Raw genomic sequence first — 15,436 nt, forward strand, 5'->3', positions numbered from 1 at the left:
GTCCTCCGTGAAGAACCGAACCTGCCTCACCCGTCAGCCGGCCTTGGACCGCGCGAATTCACAGGTCCGCTCGAACCGCGCGATGGCGTCGGCGGCGTCTTCGCGGGTGAAGTTGAGGGGGGGCAGCATGCGCACGCAGTTGTCGCCGCCGCCGGCCACCAGCAGCCGGGCCTCGTCGCGGGCCCAGCCCATGAATTCGCGGTTGTTGGGCTTGAGCTTGACCCCGATCAGCAGGCCCTTGCCGCGCACATCCTCGATCACATCGGGGTAGCGCTCCTGCAGACCGGCCAGCTGCTGCTTCAGATAGCCGGCGATCTCGCGCACATTCTCAAGCGTCTCGGGCTTCGAGATCTCGTCATAGGCGGCCAGGCCCACCGCCATGGCCAGCGGATTGCCGCCAAAGGTCGAGCCGTGCACCCCGACCGTCATGCCCCTGGCCGCCTTTTCCGAGGCCAGGCACGCCCCGATCGGGAAGCCGCCGCCCAGCGCCTTGGCGATGGCCATGATGTCGGGCGCCATGCCGGCCCATTCATGGGCCCACAGCTTGCCCGTCCGGCCCATGCCGCACTGGACCTCGTCAAAGATGATCAGCACGCCGTGTTCGTCGCACAGCTCGCGCAGGCCGCGCAGGCAGACTTCGGGCACCGAGCGCGCCCCGCCCTCGCCCTGCACGGGCTCGAGGATGATGGCCGCCGTGTCCGGCCGGGCGATGGCCGCCTTGATCGCCTCATGGTCGCCGAAGGTCAGCTGCGAATAGCCGGGCAGGCGCGGGCCGAACCCCTCGACATAGTTGGGATTGCCGGCCGCATTGATGGCGCCATAGGTGCGGCCGTGGAACGAGCCGTCAAAGCCGTAGATCTCGATCCGCTCGGGCTGGCCGTTGGCGTGGTGATATTTGCGGGCGGTTTTCAGCGCGCACTCGACCGCTTCCGAGCCCGAGTTGGTGAAGAACACCGCATCGGCAAAGCTGTCGGCGCAAAGCCGGTCGGCCAGTTCTTCCTGACCCGGAATGCGGAAGATGTTCGAGACGTGCCACAGCTTTTCGGCCTGGTCCTTGACCGCCTGCACCAGCCGGGGGTGGGCGTGGCCCAGGGCATTGGTCGAAATGCCCGAGACGCAGTCCAGATAGACGGTGCCGTCCGTCGCATACAGGCGCGACCCCTTGCCATGGTCCACGGCCAGCGGCGCGCGGTTGTAGACACCCATCAGATGGCTGGACACGGGATCAGACCTCCAAAAGACGAAGGCCCCGGCGCACGGACGGCACCGGGACCGATGAAACAGACCTTCGCCTTGTCCGCCTCCGCCCGGGCTTAGTCAACACCGGCCCGGATACGCCCGCTCAGCTCTTCAGCCGCCAGCCCGAGCGGAGCACGGCCCAGCAGATCACGGCGAACACCACGGTCAGCACGCCCGCGGCCGCTCCGCCGATCAGCAGATTGCTCTCGGCCTGGCCGATGAAACCCGCCCGGAATCCGTCGATCAGATAGAAGAAGGGGTTGAAGCGGCTGAAGGTGGCGAACGGCTCGGGCAGGCGCTCGACCAGATAGAAGGCCCCCGACAGGAAGGTCAGCGGCATGACCACGAAATTCTGCACCGCCGACAGCTGGTCGAACTTCTCGCTCCACAGGCCGGCCAGGACCCCGACCATCCCCATCAGCAGGCAGGCGCAAAGGCCGAACCACAGGATCAGGCCGAGGTTCTGGATCTGCAGCTGCGCAAACGGCAGCACGCACAGCGCGGTCACCAGTCCGACCACCAGCCCCCGCGTCGCGGCGCCCAGGGTAAAGCCGATGGTCAGCTCCAGCGGGCTGAGCGGCGGGGTCAGGAAGTCGGTGGCCGTGCCCATGATCTTGGCCTGGATCAGGCTGGAGGAGGAGTTGGCAAAGGCGTTGTTCAGCATGGCCATCATGATCAGGCCCGGCGCCACGAATTCGGCAAACGGCGTGCCGTGCAGCGGCGGTCGTCCGCCCTCGAACGCCACCACGAACACCAGCATATAGAGCAGCGTCGTCACCACCGGGGCGGCGACCGTCTGGGCCCCGACCTTCCAGAAGCGGCGCACCTCGCGCAGATACAGCGTCCAGACCCCGATGCCGTTGATCCCGGCATAGCGGCGCGGCACGGGCGGGCCCTTGGCGGCATCGGCGGTGGCAAGGTCAACGAGGGTCGAGGGCGCGTGTTCGGTCATGTCCGGCCAGATGCGCCCGATACCGCCCCGGTTCAAGGCGCGAGGGGCACAGCGGCCTCACCGAACACTGATTCAAGATGTGGTTTCTGTGGACACTCCGAATCGCACATCTTGCGTCTGTTAACGAGAGGTTTACGACTGGTTGTGGGTCAGGCGCTCATGAGATGGCACCCGACGCAAGATATTGATCGACCACACCGGGAGGATGGCATGACCGCAGGCTGGACCGAGGACCGCGTTGGCGCACTGACCAAGCTCTGGCTTGAGGGACAGTCGGCCAGCCAGATCGCCAAGGCGCTGGGCGGCGGGGTCACCCGCAATGCCGTGATCGGCAAGGTGCACCGTCTGGGCCTGTCGGGGCGGGCCGCGCCCAGCCAGCCGGCCCGCACCACCTATCGCCCGACCCGCCCGCGCGCGGCGGCCCCCGCCCCGGCCCAGCCCTCGGCCCCGCGCCGGATCGAGGCCGCCCAGCCGCGACCCGTCGCCCCGCCACGGCCCGAGCCCGCGCCCGAGCTGCCGGGTACCGCCACGGTCATGACCCTGGGCGCCCATATGTGCAAATGGCCGATCGGCGATCCGTCCTCGACCGAGTTCAGCTTCTGCGGTCGCCGCGCCTCGGAAGGCGTCTATTGCGTCGAGCACGCCCGGGTCGCCTACCAGCCCCAGGTCAAGCGCGGCGGCAAGGACGGCAGCACGGACCTGGCCCGTTCGCTTCGGCGGTACATTTAAGCGCGCTATCGCTCGCCTCGCGGAGGCTCGCTGCTTGAGCGCGGCGAGCGGCTGTGGGGCCACCACCCCCTCGTCTGGCGTGTTCGCGCCGGGCGAGCCTTCGGGGGGCGGGGCTGCGGTTCTCCGGGTTGACGCAGCCCCGGCCTCGAAAATTTGGGGCGCTAACGCTCGCCGCGCGGCGGCTCGCTGCTTGAGCGCGCTAGTTCAGCGTTCGGGCGCCCGGCACATCCAGGCTGAAGGCGGGGATTTCCGCCTCGAACCGTTCGCCGTCGGGCGTTTCCATCACATAACTTCCGCGCATCGACCCCGAGGGCGTCGGCAGCGGACAGCCCGAGGCATAGCTGTGGCTGTCGCCGGGCGCGATGACCGGCTGTTCGCCGACCACGCCGTCGCCGATCACCACCTCTTCGCGGCCCGTGGCATCGGTGATGATCCAGTGGCGCGACTTGAGCTGCACCGGCACCCCGGTCAGATTGACGATCTCGATCTGATAGGCCCAGACCCACAGGCCCTCATCGGGGTTCGAGCGCCCGGCCAGATAGCTGGGCTGGACCTTGACGCGGACGCCCCGGGTTTCGGCGGTATAGGCGGCACTCTCATACATGCCCCCATGCTCGCCCCGCCGCGCGCGCGCCGCAAGCCGTTTCAGCTTGACGACTCGCCCGGAAATCCGTGGAAGACTGGGGCCATGACCTTTACCGCTTCCCGCCCCGGCATCCTGCCCTGCCAGGCCATCGACACCCTGATCGCCGCCGGCGCCGTGACCTCGGACACGCCCTTTGATGCGGATCAGGTCCAGCCCGCCAGCCTCGACCTGCGCCTGTCCGACCGGGGCTGGCGGGTGCGCGCCTCCTTCCTGCCGGGCGAGCGCACGGTCGAGACCCGCATCCAGGATGTGGTCATGCACACCATCGACCTCGACGGCGGGGCGGTGCTGGAAAAGGGCTGCGTCTATATCGTCAAGCTGCAGGAGCGGCTCAGCCTGCCGAAGGGCGTCGTCGCCCGCGCCAATCCGAAAAGCTCGACCGGCCGCGTCGATGTGTTCGTCCGCCTGATGACCGACCGAGGCGCCACCTTTGACGATGTGGCCGAGGGCTATGACGGGCCCCTCTATCTGGAGATCGCGCCCCAGACCTTTTCCGTGCTGGTGCGGCCCGGCACCCGGCTGAACCAGCTGCGGCTCAAGGCGGGCGAGCCGCCGCGTCTGGAAACCCGCAGCGTCGGCGTCGATCTGGCCTTCGAGAATGAGGGCGGCATCGTCGGCTATCGCGGGCGTCGCCACGCCGGACTGATCGATCTGGACAAGGTCAACGGCCACGACCCCGCCGACTTCTGGGAGCCGCTGCGCGCCCAACGCGGCGAGCTGATGCTGGACCCCGGCGAATTCTACATTCTGGCCTCGCGCGAAGCCGTCGAGATCCCGGTCGACCAGGCCGCCGAAATGACCCCCATCGACCCCTCGGTCGGCGAGTTCCGCGTCCACTATGCCGGCTTCTTCGACCCCGGCTTCGGCACCGACGAGGCGCACGGTGCGGGCTCGAAAGGCGTGCTCGAGGTCCGCACCCACGACACCCCCTTCATGCTGGAACACGGCCAGATCGTCGCCCGCCTGGTCTATGAACCCCTGACCGAACGCCCCGACCGCCTCTACGGCGAAGGCGGCAGCCACTACCAGAGCCAGGGCCTGAAGCTCAGCAAGCATTTCCGGGCTTGATATCCTCCCCCTAGCGAAGCGTATGGGGGAGGGGGACCGCCGAAGGCGGTGGAGGGGGCAAGCCCGATCCGGACCGCTTGTATTTCGCCCCCTCCACCACTGCGTGGTCCCCCTCCCCCGCTACGCAGGGGAGGATCACTCCAGCCTGTCCGCCTTGCGCAAATCCGGGAACATCCTGGCCCAGATGCCCGTCGAGGCCAGCGCGCCGAACCCGCCGAATACCGCCGCGCCCACGGGGCCGAGGATCCGCACCATCACGCCGGAATAGGCCTCGCCCAGTTCGTTGGAGGCGCCGATGAACAGCATGGAGACCGAGCTGACGCGGCCGCGCATATGATCCGGCGTGGCCAGCTGGATCAGGGTCTGGCGGATGTTGACGCTGATCATATCGGCGGCACCGCCGATCAGCAGCACCAGCGCCGACAGCCAGGCCATCCGCGACAGGCCGAAGGTCAGGGTGCAGAGGCCAAACACGGCGACCGCCGCCAGCATCCAGGTGCCGCCATTCCGCGTGATCGGAAACCGGCTGAGCCAGACCGCCATCAACAGCGCCCCGACCCCGAAGGAGGCACGCAGCAGGCCGAACCCCAGCGCCCCCACATGCAGAATGTCGCGCGCGAACACCGGGGTCAGCAGGGCCACCCCCGCAAACATGACCACCACCAGATCCAGCGAAATGGCGCCCAGCACAATCTTGGTCTTCCACACATAGCGCAGGCCCTCGGTCACGGCCTGCAGCCGCGTCAGCCCCGTCTGGATGACCGGCGGGCGACCCGAGGTGCGGATCAGCAAGAGCGAGGTGACCGCCACCGCAAACATCGCCGCCGACACCCCATAGGCCAGCGGCACCGACAGGCCGACGATCAGCCCGCCCAGCGCCGGCCCGGCGATGGCCCCGGTCTGAAAGGCGATCGACTGGGCGGCAATGGCCGGGGCCAGCGCCCGGCGTCCAACCACCATGGGCAGGAAGGCCTGGGTTGCGGGAGCCAGAAACGCGCGTGCCGCACCAAAGACGGCGGCAATGGCCAGCAGCCCCCACAGCGGTGGATCGCCCCGGAGCGCCAGCGCGAGGAAGGCGGCCGCACAGCTGCCCTCGACCAGAATGGACAGGATGACCGTCGTCTTGCGGTCGCGCCGGTCGGCCATGGCTCCGGCCGGCAGGGTCAGGGCCAGCAGCGGCAGGAATTGCGCCAGCCCCACCAGCCCCAGATACAGGCTGGCCTGTTCGATCGGATGGTCGCGCCGGGCGATCTCATAGACCTGCCACAACAGGGCCGAGGACTGGATCTGGATGCCCAGCACAGCACTCAGCCGCCCCAGCCACAGCCAGCGGAAATCAGGCACCGACCAGGGACTGGCCGGGCCTTCGCTCAACGGGGAGGCGTCGGGTCGCTCGTCGGTCACGTCCGGCGATCAGCCTTGGGATAGGGCGTGCCGTCGCGGTGCGAGAACACGCCCGAGCGGAAGGTCATGTCTATGTCGGGATATTCGCCGTGGTCCCCGCCCGGCTTCCGCGTGCCGACCTCCAGCAGGACGGCGTCGGCGTCGCTGCGGTTCTCCAGCTTGTGGCCGTTTTTGACCCCCGCCTTGAACCCGGCGCAGTCGCCGGCGCGCAGGATCGTCTCGCCCTCGTCTTCCACCAGCACCACCTCGCCCGACAGCACCCAGACGAATTCGTCCTCGCCCGCATGCCAGTGGCGCTGGCTGGACCAGGCGCCGGGCGGCAGGGTCAGATGGTTCACGCCGAACTGGTCCAGCCCCACGGCATCGCCCAGGCGCAGTCGCCGACGCGCCTTGCACGGTCCGGCGTGTTCCTCGGGGTAGGTGGTGCCATCGGCCCGGGGGGCGGTGTTCAGATCGATGCGGGGCATGGGGTCTTCTCGCAGGTGCTGACACCTCCTAAAGCATGGAGCCATGCACGCACCAGCCCGCCTGATCGATCCCGTCGACCTGACCCGCGACCTGATCCGCAGTCCGTCCGTCACCCCGGTCGATGCCGGGGCGATGGCGACGCTGAAAGCGGCGCTGGAGGGGCTGGGCTTCACCTGCCGCGATATGCCGTTCGAGGGCACGCCGAACCTCTATGCGCGGCGGGGCAGCGATGGCCCCAACCTCTGCTTCGCCGGCCACACCGATGTGGTGCCGACCGGCACGGTTGCCGCCTGGTCGCACGATCCCTTTGCCGCCGAGGTCCGTGACGGCGTGCTGTATGGCCGGGGCGCCGTGGACATGAAGGGCGGCATCGCCTGCTGGGTCGCTGCCGTCTCGCGCATTCTGGCCGCGGGCGGCGTGCCCGGCTCGCTGTCCTTCCTGATCACCGGCGACGAGGAGGGCCCCGCCCTGCACGGCACCAAACTGGTCGTTGAGCAGCTCATGGCCGAGGGCGAGCGGATCGACGCCTGTGTGGTGGGCGAGCCCTCCTCCTCCCAACGGCTCGGCGACATGATCAAGGTCGGGCGGCGCGGCTCGCTGAACAGCTGGATCACGGTCAAGGGCCGTCAGGGCCACGTCGCCTATCCCGACCGGGCCGCCAATCCGGTGCCGGTGCTGGTCCGCCTGCTGAACCGGCTGGCCGAGGCGCATCTGGACGACGGCTATCCCGAGTTCCCGCCCTCCAATCTGGAGATCACCACGGTCGACGTCGGCAATCCCGCCTCCAACGTCATTCCGGCCGAGGCGACGGCCCGGCTGAACATCCGCTTCAATCCGACCCACACCGGCGATGACCTGATCGCCTGGCTGGACGAACAGGCGCAGGCGGTCGCAGCCGAGACCGGTCTGGCCATTTCGCTGGAGCATCTGTGCTCGGGCGACGCCTTTCTAACTGACCGGGGCCCGCTGGTCGAGGCTGTCGAGGCCGCCGTAGAGGATGTCGAGGGCATCCGACCCGAAAGCTCGACCACCGGCGGCACCTCCGACGCCCGCTTCATCCGCGCGCTCTGCCCGGTTCTGGAGCTGGGTCTGGTCGGCCAGACCATGCACCAGATCGACGAACAGGTGCCGGTCGCCCAGCTGGAGTCCCTGACCGATATCTACACCGCCGTGATCCGCACCTGGTTCGCGCGGACAGCCTGACCCCGCCGGAAACCCGACGCCACACGAATTGATCCGCCCCCGGCATCCTGAGACTGGCCACGGCGCTGCCCCCGGGCCTATCGAGGGAGCGTGAACCTCAAGAGCCCCACCTTCATGCTTTTGTTCGCGGTCAGCCTGATCGCGGCGGCGGGTAATATGGCGCTGCAGTCGGTCCTGCCGGCGCTGGGGCGGGCGTTCGAGCTGTCCGACACACTCGTGGCCGGGGCCTTTGCCATCTCGGCGCTGATGTGGACCCTGACCTCGCCGGTCTGGGCGCGTCTGTCGGACCGGCTGGGGCGCAAGCGGGTCATCCTGATCGGCCTCGGCGGCTTCATCCTGTCGATGAGCGGCTTCGGCCTCGCCGCCACGGCGGGGCTCGAGGGCTGGCTTCTGGCGATCGTGGCCTTCTCCCTGATGGTGGTGGCCCGCACCGTCTATGGCCTGTTCGGCTCGGCAGCCCCTATTGCCTCCCAGGCCTATGTCGCCGACCGGACAACCGCCGCCGAGCGGACCCAGGCGATGAGCTGGCTGGCCTCGGCCCAGGGGCTGGGCACCGTCGTCGGCCCGGCGCTGGCGCCCTTCTTCGTCCTGCCGCTCGTCGGGCTGGCGGGGCCTCTCTATGCCTTCGCCGCCATGGGCGCGGTCGTGCTGTGGGCGGTGTGGCGCTACCTGCCCAGTGGCGATGTGGTCCGCCAGCCGACCGACCGGCTGCGAGACCCCGGCCGGGGCCTGTGGCGCGATCCGCGCATCAAGGACTATCTGCTTTACGGCACGGCCCTGATGGCGGTGCAGGCCATCAACATCTCCGTCCTCGGCTTTCACGTCATCGACGAGCTGGCGGTCGAGGGCCTGGCCCCGTCCCAGGCCCAGCCCTTCATCGGCGTGGCCATGCTGGCCGGGGCCGCCGCCACCCTGATGGTCCAGTGGGGCCTGATCCCCATGCTGAAGATGCAGCCGCGCGACCTGATTCGCTGGGGCGCGGGCCTGGCCCTGGTCGGCAATGCCATGAGCATCGCCTCGCCCGGTTTTTTCGGCGTGGTGGTCGGCTATGCCGTGGTGTCGATGGGCGTCGGCTTTGCCCGGCCGGGCTTTACCGCCGGATCGTCGCTGTCGGTCGGCCCGCATGAGCAGGGCGCGGTCGCGGGCCTGATGATGTCGCTGGCCGGCCTCAGCTTTCTGGCCCCGCCCCTGATCGGTGTCGGCCTCTATGAACTGGCGGAGCCCGCCCCCTTCATCTTCAATGTGATCCTGGGCCTTGCCGCCCTGATCGGCTGTTTCCTCAGCCCCGTTCTGCGGTTCGGGCCGGAGGACCTGCCGGACCGGGACGAGACGCCCGCGCCCGGCACCCCACCCGCGTCCCAGCCCGGCCCCGAAGGCAGTCGCTGACGGTAGTCTGACAGTATGGTCAGAGGGGGCGTCTCGTGGCACACCCCCGGCCATGGATACACGCATTGAAAAACGAGTGGGCATCCAGGCGACGCCCGACCGCCTGTGGGACGTGCTGGTCGACTTCCCCGGCTGGAGCCGCTGGAACCCCTATGAGACTGACGTTGAGGGTACCCTGGGCTTCGGCGCGCCCTTTCGCCTGACCGAAAGCTGGCCGGGCCCGCCCGCGCGGCGGGTCGAGGGCCGCCTGAACGAGTGGCAGCCGCTGGCCCAGCTGATCTGGGTGGAAAAGCGGGGCTGGCTGTTCTCGACCGTGCGCTATTTCGAGATCGAGGAACTGGACAAGGGCTCCTGCATCCTGGCCACCGGCATGATGTTCCAGGGGCTCCGGGGCGAACTGTTCATGGACAAGCACCGCCGGGGCATCCGCGAGGCGCTGGGCGAAATCTGCGACCGGCTGAAGGTCGTCGCCGAACAGGGCTGAGCGTCAGCCGCCCCTGGCCATCGTGTCCTGGATGTTGATGATCGCCGGCGTCAGGATGACGATGAACAGCACCGGCAGGAAGAACAGGATCATCGGCACGGTCAGCTTGGCCGGCAGGGCCGCGGCCTTCTTTTCCGCGGCCGACAGGCGCAGGTCGCGGTTTTCCTTGGCCATGGTGCGGAGGGCCGTGCCCAGCGGCGTGCCATAGGTCTCGGCCTGGGTCATGGCCGTGGCCACCGAGCGGATGCCCGGGTGGTTGGTGCGTTTGGCCAGACCCTCATAGGCCAGCCGCCGGTCCGGCAGATAGCTGAGCTCGGCCGACAACAGGGTCAGTTCCTCCGCCAGGTCGATGGAGGAGGCACCGATTTCCTGGCTGACCTTTTGCACCGCCGCCTCGATCGACATGCCCGCCTCGACACAGATCAGCAGCAGGTCCAGTGCATCGGGAAAGGCCTGCATGATCGAGGTGCGGCGCTTGGAGATGCGGTTCGAGAGATAGAGGTTCGGCGCATAGAAGCCGGCCACCGCCGCCGCCATGACGGCCGTGATCCGGGTCATGACCGGCAGGCCGAAATCGTTGAACACGAACAGGTAGAAGGTCACCACCGCCATGAAGATGAACGGCATGGAGAAGCGGAAGAAGTAGAAGGTCGTCAGCGGCCGGGGTCCGCGATAGCCCGCCTGGGTCATCTTTTCGGCGACCTTGGGGTCTTCCAGCAGCTTGGTCAGGTTCAGCTGATCGACGACCCGCTTCTTGAACCCTTCGTCCGATTGCCGGAGGCTGCCGCCCTGGCTGGCCAGGGCCTGTCGCGACCGCCGCTTCAGGTCCTCGCGGCGCGCGGCGACCGCCTTCATCCGCTTGTCCAGCCCGACCCCGCCGCCCATCGAGGACAGCAGGGTGAAGACCGTGGCGAACACGGCCACAGCGACGCCGAGACTGAGCAGATTCTGGGGGTCTGTCAGAAACGCGATCATGCGGGCGTGTCCATGAAAGCCGGGCCCATCAGAACTTGAACGAGATCATCTTCTTCATGACGAAGATGCCCAGGGACATCATCGCCACGGCCACCAGAAGCATGAACTGACCCCGCGGGTCGGTGAACAGGATCATCATGTAGGCCGGGGTCGTCAGCGTCACGAGGATCATCACCGCCGGCGGCAACGAGCCGATGATGCCGGCCGAAGCCGTGGCTTCGGACGACAGGGCCTTGATCTTCTCGCCCATCATCCGCCGGGCGCGCAGCACCGTCGACAGATTGCTCAGCGCCTCGGCCAGGTTGCCGCCCGTCTTCTGCTGGATGGCCATGACGATCGAAAAGAATTTCAGCTCGGGCGTGGGCATGCGCTCATACATCTTGTTGAGCGCCTCAGACAGCGTCAGGCCGACGCCCAGCCCCTCGACCAGCCGCTGGAACTCGGGCCCGAGCGGGGACGGGCTCTCGCGGGCGATGATCTTGAAGCAGTCGTGGACCGGCAGACCCGACTTGATACCGCGCACAATGACGTCGACGGCGTCGGCGAACTGGCCGGAGAATTTCTTCATCCGTCCCTTGGCCAGGAAGGACAGCACCCAGCGCGGCAGGCCCAGCCCGAAGACCAGCGCCAGACCCAGTGCCAGCAGGATGTTCAGGCCGAACATCAGCGCCATCAGAAGGGTCGTCACGCCCAGGCCGCCGCTGATCAGCCAGAAGGTCCGGACGGTCAGGTTCAGCCCCGCATGGCGGATGCGCGCCTTCAGCGACATGCGGGCCTTGCGGTCGGCGCGGTCGGCCTCCTGCAGCTGATCGACGATCTGCTTGCGGCGGGCCTCAGGGGTGTTGGCGGTGGCCGGCTTCTTCAGACGCCCGTTGTCGACCTTGGGACCGCCAAAGGTCTGGGCGCGCTTGACCGCCTGGGCGCTGGAGTCGTCACCGCCGACCAGCACCCAGCCGACCGAGCCGATGGTGATGAAGGCGAGAACCGCGGCAAGAAGGGCCAGCATCGGCGCTACTCCGCCGCGTCGAGGGCTTCGGCCAGCTCGCGCTCAAGGCCGTAATATCGTGCGCGATCCCAGAAGCGTGGACGGGCGATGCCGGTCGAGCGGTGACGGCCGATGATCTTGCCGTTCTCGTCCTCGCCGGTGATCTCATAGACGAACAGGTCCTGGGTGACGATCACATCGCCCTCCAGACCCACCACCTCGGTGATGTGGGTGATGCGGCGCGAGCCATCGCGCAGGCGGGCCGCCTGGATGATGACGTCGACCGAGCCGACGATCATCTCGCGGATGGTCTTGGACGGAAGTCCATAGCCGCCCATGGTGATCATGGACTCCATCCGGCTGATGGCCTCGCGCGGGCTGTTGGCGTGCAGCGTGCCCATCGAGCCGTCGTGGCCGGTGTTCATGGCCTGCAGCAGGTCGAAGGCTTCCGGGCCGCGCACCTCACCGACGATGATCCGCTCGGGGCGCATCCGCAGACAGTTCTTGACCAGATCGCGCATGGTGATCTGGCCCTGGCCCTCAAGGTTCGGCGGCCGGGTTTCGAGACGCACCACATGCGGCTGCTGCAGCTGCAGTTCGGCGGCGTCCTCGCAGGTGATGACCCGCTCGGTCGGGTCGATGAAGGCGGTCAGGGTGTTCAGCAGGGTCGTCTTGCCCGAGCCCGTGCCGCCCGAGATGACGAGGTTACAGCGCGACGCGCCGATCACGCCCAGTACCCGGGCACCCTCGGGACTGATGGAGTTGTACTCCACCAGATTCTTCATCGTCAGCTTGTCTTTCTTGAACTTCCGGATCGTCAGGGTTGCGCCGTCGATGGCCAGCGGGGGGGCGATGACGTTGACGCGCGAGCCGTCGGGCAGGCGGGCGTCGCAGATCGGGCTGCTTTCGTCGACGCGGCGGCCGACCTGGGACACGATCCGCTGGCAGATGTTCATCAGCTGGGTGTTGTCCCGGAAGCGGACATTGGTCAGCTGGACCTTGCCGCCGACCTCGATGAAGACCCGTCCCGCGCCATTGACCATGATGTCGGCGATGTCGTCGCGCGCCAGCAGCGGCTCCAGCGGACCGTAGCCCAGCACATCATTGACGATGTCCTGGACCAGATGCTCCTGCTCGGCCACCGACATGGAGACATTCTTGATCGCCACCAGTTCGGCGACGATGTCGCGGATTTCCTCGGACGCCGCTTTCTGGTCCAGCTGGGCCAGCTGGGACAGGTCGATGGTGTTCATCAAGGCGTTGAAGATGGTCGTCTTCGTCGCGTGGTAATAGTCGGACTGCTCCCGGACGATCTCGGTGACCGTCTGGACCTTCTTCATCTGCTCGAAGGCGGGGGTCGCGCGGGGGCCGGGCCCCCGGGCGCGGGAGGCGTCGGGCGCGGCGCTCTGGGGCTTGCTCGCGGGGCGCGCCTGCGGGCGTTGTGCCAGGGCGTCCAGGCGATCCACCTGCTCTGACGGCGGACGGGCTGCGGGCGCGTCGGCGGTCTGGATCTCCTGCGGGATCTCGGCCTCGTCGAAGCCGAAGGCAAAGGCCTCGGTCTGGATGCCGGGCTTTGGTGCGTGGGGCGCAGGCTGGACCGGCGCAGCCGGGGCCGGGCGCGGGGCCGCGCTCCCCGGGGTCACTGACTGTGTGCGCTTGCCAAACACCGGGGCCTTCAGCCTTTCCTGAACAGGCTGCCGAACATCGACTTGCCCTTGCCCTTCGGCCCGGCCACGGCCGGCAACTCGCGGCAGGACACGATCTGGGCCAGGGTCTGGAAGGCGGCCGCCGACTTCGACTTGTCGTTCAGGTCCAGCACCATCTGGCCGTTGTTGGCGGCGGTGCCGAACACCTTGGGCTCGAACGGGATGATCAGGCTGGGATGAACGCCCAGCGCCGCACCGAAGTCCTTGGCCGGAATCTCGGGACGTCCGGGCACGCCGACCTGGTTCAGCACCAGACGCGGCGGCGCATCATTGGGCCGGCCCTGACGGACAAGGTCGATCATGTTCTTGGCATTGCGCAGCGACGCCAGGTCGGGGGTCGCAACCACCACCACCTCATCCGCCGAAATCAGACTGCGGCGCATCCAGCCGCTCCAGATGTGCGGCAGATCCAGTACCACGAAGGGGGCCGTCGCCCGGATGCGGCTGGTGACCTCCTCGAACGCCTCCACCGAGATGTCCCAGTCCGTTTCCAGCGTCGCGGGAGCGGCAAACAGGCTGAGCTTGTCGGTGCAGCGCACCATCATCCGGTCCAGCAGGGTGGCGTCCAGACGATCCGGCTGGCTGAGCGCGTCGGCCACGCCATTCAGCGGATCCTGGTTGAAGTCCAGCCCCGCCGTGCCGAACGGCAGATCATAGTCCACGATCACCGTATTGGCGCCGATCCGCTCGCTCATCGCATAGGCGGTGTTGTGGGCGACCGAGGACGCCCCCGTTCCGCCCCGCGCCCCGACGAAGGCGATCGACCGGCCGACGAACGGCTGGGCGGGGTCCGAGAACAGGCCCCCGATGGCCGCGATCAGCTGCAACGGCTGCAGCGGCGCGACCAGATATTCGCTGACCCCACGCCGCATCAGCTCACGGAACAGCAGGATGTCGTTGGTGGCCCCGATTACCACCACCTTGGTGCCTGCGTCGCAGACCTCGGCGAGGCTGTCGATCTCGGCCAGCAGGGTGTGCGGGTCCTTCAGGCACTCGACCACGATCAGGGGCGGGGTCGGCTCATGGGCATAGGTTTCGATGGCTGCCGGGATGCCACCCACGCGGATGTGGGTGGTGGCGCGCGCCATGCGCCGGTCCTTGCCCGCCCGGTCGGCGGCCGCCAGCGTGTCCTGACGCTCGGCGAAGACGTGGATGGCGATGCGCGGGATCGAGACGCCGGCGGTGTCCTGCTGGCCGTAGCCGGGGCCGGAGGCGACCTCGGGCAGGCCGGTTCCGATCGGGGCCAGCGCGGCCGAGGCTCCGGCCACCAGCTCGCCGACCGGATTGAAGGGCTCGGCCCCTGACGGAAAGGCGGTCGGCGCCGATGCGGCCGGAAAGACCGACGGCTCGCTGCCGATCGGGGCGGTGAACTGCAGCGGCTCATGGGCCGGAGCACGCGCCGGCGCCGCCGTCCGGGCATAGCTCATGTCCAGATCGAAGGACTCGTCCAGATCCGCGTCATAGGCGTCTTCGGGTCGGGGGAAGGCTGAGGCGTTCATCGGGCCCTATTCCACCGCCCGTGCGATGCGACCATTGACCAGGTCTTCCTGGGGCGCGGACGTCCGCTCACCCGCGCGATAGTTCTGGAACACCACGGCGGCACGGCCCGAGTCCGCGGGCGTCATGGCGCGCGGGCGCACGATGTCGCGCGGATCGTCGATCTGGGCGGCCATATTGGCCGTCACCGCGCAGCCCAGCCCCCGCGAGGGCGCATTGCTGTAGCGGGGGCGGGCGGCGCTGTTCACGGCGGCACAGTTCGGGATCACCGCCTGGACGGTGTCGAAGCCGACCAGCACCGGCGCGCGCGGATCAGGGGCGGCATAGCCTTCGACGCGAATGCGCTCTTCGGGCACGCCGCGCGCAGTCAGGGCCGCCTTGACCGACCAGGCCATGTCGGAGGCCGCGGCATCGCCGCCGCCCGGGGCCTGGATCAGCACACCGCCGGTCCCGGAGGCCCAGTAGCGCTGGACCAGGGCGTCGATGGCCGCCGTCTGGTTCGCGGACATCCCCCGGTCGTGAACCGCCAGCGCGATCCGGTCGAGGCCCGGCTCGACCTGCATATAGTACTGCGAAATCGGCGTCAGCGGCGTCATGCCGGTGCCCGTGCCGGCCCCACAGGCCGACAGGGCCAGCGCCGCGGCGGCGACGCCCAGGACAGCAAGGGTGCGGGGGGTGCGGAGGGTCATGTCCG

Annotated in this window: 15 protein-coding genes; 5 read left to right on the forward strand and 10 right to left on the reverse strand. The window is 68.4% G+C overall.

The window, feature by feature from the left end:
• Positions 1-33: 33 nt before the first annotated feature.
• Together IBJ06_RS11805 and IBJ06_RS11810 are read right to left on the reverse strand one after the other, a co-directional pair.
• A complete protein-coding gene (locus tag IBJ06_RS11805) occupies positions 34-1,206 on the reverse strand; it encodes an aspartate aminotransferase family protein (RefSeq protein ID WP_292160767.1) in 1,173 nt (390 codons plus the stop codon).
• A 136-nt stretch (positions 1,207-1,342) separates the two neighbouring features.
• Positions 1,343-2,191, reverse strand: a complete 849-nt coding sequence (locus IBJ06_RS11810) for an ABC transporter permease (protein WP_292160558.1) — start codon at positions 2,189-2,191, stop codon at positions 1,343-1,345.
• Positions 2,192-2,401: 210 nt separating this feature from the next.
• Here IBJ06_RS11810 and IBJ06_RS11815 point away from each other — a divergent pair, with 210 nt between their 5' ends.
• Positions 2,402-2,920 carry a GcrA family cell cycle regulator gene (locus tag IBJ06_RS11815; protein WP_292160560.1) on the forward strand — a complete coding sequence of 173 codons (519 nt, stop codon included), beginning with the start codon at positions 2,402-2,404 and terminating at the stop codon, positions 2,918-2,920.
• 199 nt (positions 2,921-3,119) lie between these two features.
• On the opposite strand, the gene apaG is transcribed toward IBJ06_RS11815, so the two are convergent.
• Positions 3,120-3,524, reverse strand: a complete 405-nt coding sequence (gene apaG, locus IBJ06_RS11820) for a Co2+/Mg2+ efflux protein ApaG (RefSeq protein WP_292160562.1) — start codon at positions 3,522-3,524, stop codon at positions 3,120-3,122.
• A gap of 84 nt (positions 3,525-3,608) precedes the next feature.
• Between apaG and IBJ06_RS11825 the strand changes: the two genes are divergently transcribed.
• On the forward strand, positions 3,609-4,634 hold the full coding sequence (locus IBJ06_RS11825; RefSeq protein ID WP_292160564.1) for a 2'-deoxycytidine 5'-triphosphate deaminase: 1,026 nt from the start codon (positions 3,609-3,611) through the stop codon (positions 4,632-4,634).
• Between the two features lie 135 nt (positions 4,635-4,769).
• Here the strand turns inward: IBJ06_RS11825 and IBJ06_RS11830 are convergent, their stop codons facing one another.
• Together IBJ06_RS11830 and IBJ06_RS11835 are read right to left on the reverse strand one after the other, a co-directional pair.
• A complete protein-coding gene (locus IBJ06_RS11830; protein ID WP_292160566.1) occupies positions 4,770-6,038 on the reverse strand; it encodes an MFS transporter in 1,269 nt (422 codons plus the stop codon).
• Complete coding sequence (locus IBJ06_RS11835; RefSeq protein ID WP_292160568.1) at positions 6,035-6,505, reverse strand: cupin domain-containing protein; 471 nt, start codon at positions 6,503-6,505, stop codon at positions 6,035-6,037. Before IBJ06_RS11835 ends, IBJ06_RS11830 begins: the two co-directional genes overlap by 4 nt.
• 43 nt (positions 6,506-6,548) lie before the next feature.
• Between IBJ06_RS11835 and dapE the strand changes: the two genes are divergently transcribed.
• The 3 genes from dapE (at position 6,549) to IBJ06_RS11850 (ending at position 9,579) form a co-directional block, all read left to right on the forward strand.
• Positions 6,549-7,709: a succinyl-diaminopimelate desuccinylase gene (dapE, locus tag IBJ06_RS11840; protein WP_292160570.1), complete on the forward strand. Its 1,161-nt coding sequence runs from the start codon at positions 6,549-6,551 to the stop codon at positions 7,707-7,709.
• A 90-nt stretch (positions 7,710-7,799) separates the two neighbouring features.
• Positions 7,800-9,095, forward strand: coding sequence for an MFS transporter (locus IBJ06_RS11845; RefSeq protein WP_292160571.1), 1,296 nt, complete (start codon positions 7,800-7,802; stop codon positions 9,093-9,095).
• Positions 9,096-9,147: 52 nt separating this feature from the next.
• Positions 9,148-9,579: an SRPBCC domain-containing protein gene (locus IBJ06_RS11850; protein ID WP_292160572.1), complete on the forward strand. Its 432-nt coding sequence runs from the start codon at positions 9,148-9,150 to the stop codon at positions 9,577-9,579.
• Positions 9,580-9,582: 3 nt separating this feature from the next.
• Here IBJ06_RS11850 and IBJ06_RS11855 read toward each other — a convergent pair whose 3' ends face one another.
• The 5 genes from IBJ06_RS11855 to IBJ06_RS11875 form a co-directional block, all read right to left on the reverse strand.
• Positions 9,583-10,554 (reverse strand): type II secretion system F family protein, encoded by a 972-nt coding sequence (locus IBJ06_RS11855; protein ID WP_292160573.1) that lies wholly within the window; start codon positions 10,552-10,554, stop codon positions 9,583-9,585.
• Positions 10,555-10,582: 28 nt separating this feature from the next.
• Entirely contained in the window at positions 10,583-11,560 is a 978-nt protein-coding gene (locus tag IBJ06_RS11860) for a type II secretion system F family protein (RefSeq protein WP_292160574.1), read from the reverse strand.
• A 5-nt stretch (positions 11,561-11,565) separates the two neighbouring features.
• The gene (locus IBJ06_RS11865; protein WP_292160770.1) at positions 11,566-13,050 is read right to left on the reverse strand and encodes a CpaF family protein; all 1,485 of its coding nucleotides are present in this window, start codon (positions 13,048-13,050) and stop codon (positions 11,566-11,568) included.
• 164 nt (positions 13,051-13,214) lie between these two features.
• A complete protein-coding gene (locus IBJ06_RS11870) occupies positions 13,215-14,744 on the reverse strand; it encodes a CpaE family protein (protein ID WP_292160576.1) in 1,530 nt (509 codons plus the stop codon).
• 6 nt (positions 14,745-14,750) lie between these two features.
• The gene (locus tag IBJ06_RS11875) at positions 14,751-15,431 is read right to left on the reverse strand and encodes a CpaD family pilus assembly protein (RefSeq protein ID WP_292160578.1); all 681 of its coding nucleotides are present in this window, start codon (positions 15,429-15,431) and stop codon (positions 14,751-14,753) included.
• Between the last annotated feature and the right edge of the window lie 5 nt (positions 15,432-15,436).

Source organism: Brevundimonas sp. (assembly GCF_016742135.1).
Lineage (GTDB): Bacteria > Pseudomonadota > Alphaproteobacteria > Caulobacterales > Caulobacteraceae > Brevundimonas.

Coding starts and splice junctions, on each gene's coding strand:
- IBJ06_RS11805 (WP_292160767.1), bottom strand. CDS start 1,206: ATGGGTGTCTACAACCGCGCGCCGCTGGCCGTGGACCATGGCAAGGGG.
- IBJ06_RS11810 (WP_292160558.1), bottom strand. CDS start 2,191: ATGACCGAACACGCGCCCTCGACCCTCGTTGACCTTGCCACCGCCGAT.
- IBJ06_RS11815 (WP_292160560.1), top strand. CDS start 2,402: ATGACCGCAGGCTGGACCGAGGACCGCGTTGGCGCACTGACCAAGCTC.
- apaG (WP_292160562.1), bottom strand. CDS start 3,524: ATGTATGAGAGTGCCGCCTATACCGCCGAAACCCGGGGCGTCCGCGTC.
- IBJ06_RS11825 (WP_292160564.1), top strand. CDS start 3,609: ATGACCTTTACCGCTTCCCGCCCCGGCATCCTGCCCTGCCAGGCCATC.
- IBJ06_RS11835 (WP_292160568.1), bottom strand. CDS start 6,505: ATGCCCCGCATCGATCTGAACACCGCCCCCCGGGCCGATGGCACCACC.
- dapE (WP_292160570.1), top strand. CDS start 6,549: ATGCACGCACCAGCCCGCCTGATCGATCCCGTCGACCTGACCCGCGAC.
- IBJ06_RS11850 (WP_292160572.1), top strand. CDS start 9,148: ATGGATACACGCATTGAAAAACGAGTGGGCATCCAGGCGACGCCCGAC.
- IBJ06_RS11855 (WP_292160573.1), bottom strand. CDS start 10,554: ATGATCGCGTTTCTGACAGACCCCCAGAATCTGCTCAGTCTCGGCGTC.
- IBJ06_RS11860 (WP_292160574.1), bottom strand. CDS start 11,560: ATGCTGGCCCTTCTTGCCGCGGTTCTCGCCTTCATCACCATCGGCTCG.
- IBJ06_RS11870 (WP_292160576.1), bottom strand. CDS start 14,744: ATGAACGCCTCAGCCTTCCCCCGACCCGAAGACGCCTATGACGCGGAT.
- IBJ06_RS11875 (WP_292160578.1), bottom strand. CDS start 15,431: ATGACCCTCCGCACCCCCCGCACCCTTGCTGTCCTGGGCGTCGCCGCC.